This window comes from Myxacorys chilensis, assembly GCF_059505265.1.
Genome location: NZ_JCACKG010000184.1, coordinates 1 through 3804, shown reverse-complemented (window position 1 = coordinate 3804; position 3804 = coordinate 1). Strand labels below are relative to the sequence as shown.

The following is a 3804-nucleotide window of genomic DNA, read 5'->3' as shown; positions in this document are numbered from 1 at the left end:
TACAAGGTGACACTCCTACTCTATCTTATATTTAATTGCACCTCTCTACTTAACACTTCCATTGCCGCGATCCTTCGGAGCTTACGTAGTAATCGCAGTTCGTTAAAATCTGCCTCATCCGCGACTCATTTTTCTAAGCCGCAATTAACGCTTCTTGTCCGTGTCCTCGCATCAGTTCCATCAGTTCATCCCGATAATCATGAAACGTAGAATTGCGCTTAATATTCTGAGTGCGCTCTGGTAACTTAATCGACATCTCTCGCCGCACCGTACCCGGACGAGCGCCCAACGCATAGATGCGATTCGAGAGGAAAACTGCTTCTTCGACATCGTGGGTAATCATAAACACTGTGAGATGCGTGCGTTCCCACAGTTCGAGCATAAACTGATGCATCGATTCCTTGGTATGAACATCCAACGCGCCAAACGGTTCATCTAGCAGCAGTACCTTCGGTTCGGAGGCTAAGGCACGCGCGATCGCAACCCGTTGTTTCATCCCGCCAGATAACTCACTCGGCAACGACTTCGCAAACTTAGAGAGACCCACCACTTCTAAGTAGGTGCTGGCTTTCTCACGCCGCTCTTTCTTCGACAGTCGTTGCAGCTTCAGCCCAAACTCAGTATTCTGCTGCACCGTCATCCACGGAAACAGCGTGTAATGCTGAAACACCATGCCGCGATCGGGTCCGGGTCCAGTTATCACTTCGCCGTCAACTTTGACTTCTCCGCTCGTGGGTTTGTCTAGCCCCGCAATTTGCCGCAACAGCGTAGACTTACCTGACCCCGACGCACCCACCGCACAGATAAACTCCCCACGCTGAATCTCCATGTTGATGTCTTTCAGAACCACGAGATTGCCGGTTTTAGTATTGAAATGCTTGTGCAGATTGTTGATCTCTAGAAACATGAGTTAAACCTTGTATAGCAGTACACCTGAATAGCCGTAAATCAGTCAAATGAGAACGAGTAACGTTAGCGCTTTTGGGCCGCCCAACGGCAACTCACCCGCAGCAAATACTGAAAGAACAAATCGAATATTAAGCCGATCACTCCAATTACAATCAGACCCACAAAAATCTCATCTGTTCTGAGAAAACGACCCGCCACGCTGATTCGTCGCCCTAAGCCTTCTGTTGCCGCAATTAGCTCAGACACAATGACTAACTGCCACGCCGCTGCTAAGTTAATCCGACTGGCATCAAGAATGCCAGGAAGCACATGCGGAAAAATTACCTGGAGCAAGGTTTGCAGCCGGTTTCCTCCTAAGGTGTAAGTCGCCTCGATTAAATCTTTCGGCACAAACTTAACTGTATCCATCACCATCAGGGAGTTGAAAAAGAAAACACCAATAAAAATTAGGGTAATTTTCGGTTCTTCGCCAATGCCTAAATAGAGAATGAGGAGCGGGATAAACGCAGGCGCAGGCATATAGCGAACCAAGCCAAACAACGGCTCCAAAAGGGCACGAATGCTGGCAAAACTACCCATCAACACCCCAACTGGAATGGAGCAAAAGACAGCTAAGAAAAAGCCAACCCCAACCCGCCACAGACTCGCTACGGTGTCTTGCAGCAGTTCGCCCGTACTCCACAACCTGCCAAACGCGGTAATGACGTTGGCAGGCGACGGAAGAAACGTAGGATCGATGCTGCCAAACGTGGTGAGCAACCACCACAAGAGCAACGGCACCGCGATCGAGGCAATCATCAACCCCGTTTGGAGAGGTCTGGGAATATCTTCGGCAAGTCGCCAGAAAACAGTTGAACCGAGAGATTTTGTAGACCGGTCGACGGGTTCGGTATGGCTCATGGAAAGACGAGGGGTGAAGGACGCCTTGCGACAAGGCTAATGCAAGGAAAGATCAAGCGTTAGGTCTTTGCCTTAGCTGCATAAGCTCTGACAAAGCGATCGTCGAACATTTTGCTCAGATCAGGCTTTTGTTTCGCGAGTCCGACTTCTTGTAAAAAGCTTGCCATTTGAGTTGCCGCGTAAGACAACGAACTCATATCGTTTCCTGGCTGAAAGGCTTTCAGATTTTCTTCAAGCGTAAAGATCTTCGTGCCTTTGGCGTAGTCTTGGTATTCGGCGACGGTAACCCCTGCTCGCTTGGCCATGATGTCGATCGCTTGGGTCGAGTTCTTTTGAATGTAGTCCAGAGTGGCAAACCACGAATCCACCATCGCCTGAATCTGATCGGGATGATCGTTGAGAAACTTGCGGGAGACAACGAGGTGATCTGGAATTGCTCCTGGGAAGTCTTTAGAGCTAAAGAGTTCTTTACTACCCGGACGCTTGAGCGCTTGCGTCGTGAAGGGCGCAAACACCGCGACTGCATCAACTTGCCCTCCCACAAACGCGGCAGCCGCTTTTCCAGTTTCTAGCGGCACAAATTGAATATCGCTCGGTGACATTCCTTCTTTTTTCAGTCCCAGGAGTAGCAAGAAGTGATCGACTGCGCCTTCTTCCGCCGCTACTTTTTTCCCTTTCAAATCAGCGATCGTATTAATTCCTTCACGGGCAATAATTTTATCATTTCCTGTAGAATTATCGTTGACCAGCACCACCACCTGATCGGCTCCGCCCGCTAGTGAGCTAACCGTGTCATTCAAGGTTTGGCTATTTGCGTCGATCTGCTGAGCCGTTAGCGTATTAATCGACTCTAGATAGCCATCAAACCACTTGAGTTCGACTGGAACGTTGTTGGCAGCAAAAATCTTCTGATCTTCAGCCACTTTCCAGGGAAACCAACCGGGCCAGGCGCTATAGCCTAACCGAGAACCACCCGCCGCGCCGCCAGAGTCAGTGGAGCCTTGCCCAGTGTTGGTTTTAATTGTAGAGGCAGGATTAGTGCAACTGACGGTCAGCGTCAACCCAATCAAAAAAAGAGCAACGCTAGTAATAAAGGATCGTCTCATAAAATTGTCTTTAACCAGAATGCAGAATGAGTGACGGCTAGAATCGGAAGCGGTTGTGGCTGAGAAAGGGGATGTACTGCCTGATCATGTACTGGGTGTAACAGACAATAAGCGATCGCAACTGTTACGAACACTACAGAACAAAGTCCGGGCAACGTGTGTCTCGATGCACTTTTTGTCGGACTCTTGCTATGGAATTCATTACTGTCTGGCTCTTTTTATTGAACTCAACCGAGTTTAGAACCGAACGCGAAACACCTAAAACAGGTTTGCTCATCTCAACACTCACAAACAGCTTTAAACAACAAAACCCAGAAGTCATGAGAAACCTTTGTCTACTAGGTTTCTCATTCCTCCCGGGCTTTTGTCCCGCCGTGTAGCTGCAAGTAAGCTTTGTTGCAAAACTTCTAACTAGCTTGCCTCTCTCGGACCAGTCACTCAAATTTGGATAGATTGAGTCGGAACCCTAGAGGCTGACTATTGATTTGTTGTTGCAACAGTAAGATCTAACGTGAGAAAAAAATGTATTGAATTTATCTATTTGGCTAAATTGTCAGGGCAATTATTTATTGCGCGATTGGGTCTGCCAGTCGAAGGATCGCGGGTTCACAGAAATTCCGTTGTGTTGCGTTCTATTTGTGTACGGTCATCTGTTCTAGATGCAGCATAAGTTGGTGTTTGGATTGGAGATTATTTTGCTAAATACAGAAATCCTACGTTTCTCAATTGGGTTCCGACTTAGTTTGGCGTTGCTGATGCGACTAGCGCAAGGCGCAACTCCGAAGGAACTAAAGGGGTCACTTCAAACCGCACACTACCTTTACCCCTGTTAGTATAGGGCGAACGCATACGTTTCTTCATAATTTGCGGGAAGGTTTAGAAGGCTGAG

The 3804-nt window shown here is 48.1% G+C and carries 3 protein-coding genes and 1 riboswitch; all 3 genes read right to left on the bottom strand.

The features are described 5' to 3' along the window. Window positions 1–133: 133 nt before the first annotated feature. Window positions 134–907 carry an ABC transporter ATP-binding protein gene (locus AC5JLB_RS16015; protein WP_495874828.1) on the bottom strand — a complete coding sequence of 258 codons (774 nt, stop codon included), beginning with the start codon at window positions 905–907 and terminating at the stop codon, window positions 134–136. A gap of 65 nt (window positions 908–972) precedes the next feature. Further along, a complete protein-coding gene (locus AC5JLB_RS16010; RefSeq protein ID WP_495874827.1) occupies window positions 973–1809 on the bottom strand; it encodes an ABC transporter permease in 837 nt (278 codons plus the stop codon). Window positions 1810–1868: 59 nt separating this feature from the next. Next, entirely contained in the window at window positions 1869–2915 is a 1047-nt protein-coding gene (locus AC5JLB_RS16005) for an ABC transporter substrate-binding protein (RefSeq protein ID WP_495874826.1), read from the bottom strand. Window positions 2916–3266: 351 nt separating this feature from the next. Next, a riboswitch (guanidine-I (ykkC/yxkD leader) is annotated at window positions 3267–3396 on the bottom strand. Between the last annotated feature and the right edge of the window lie 408 nt (window positions 3397–3804).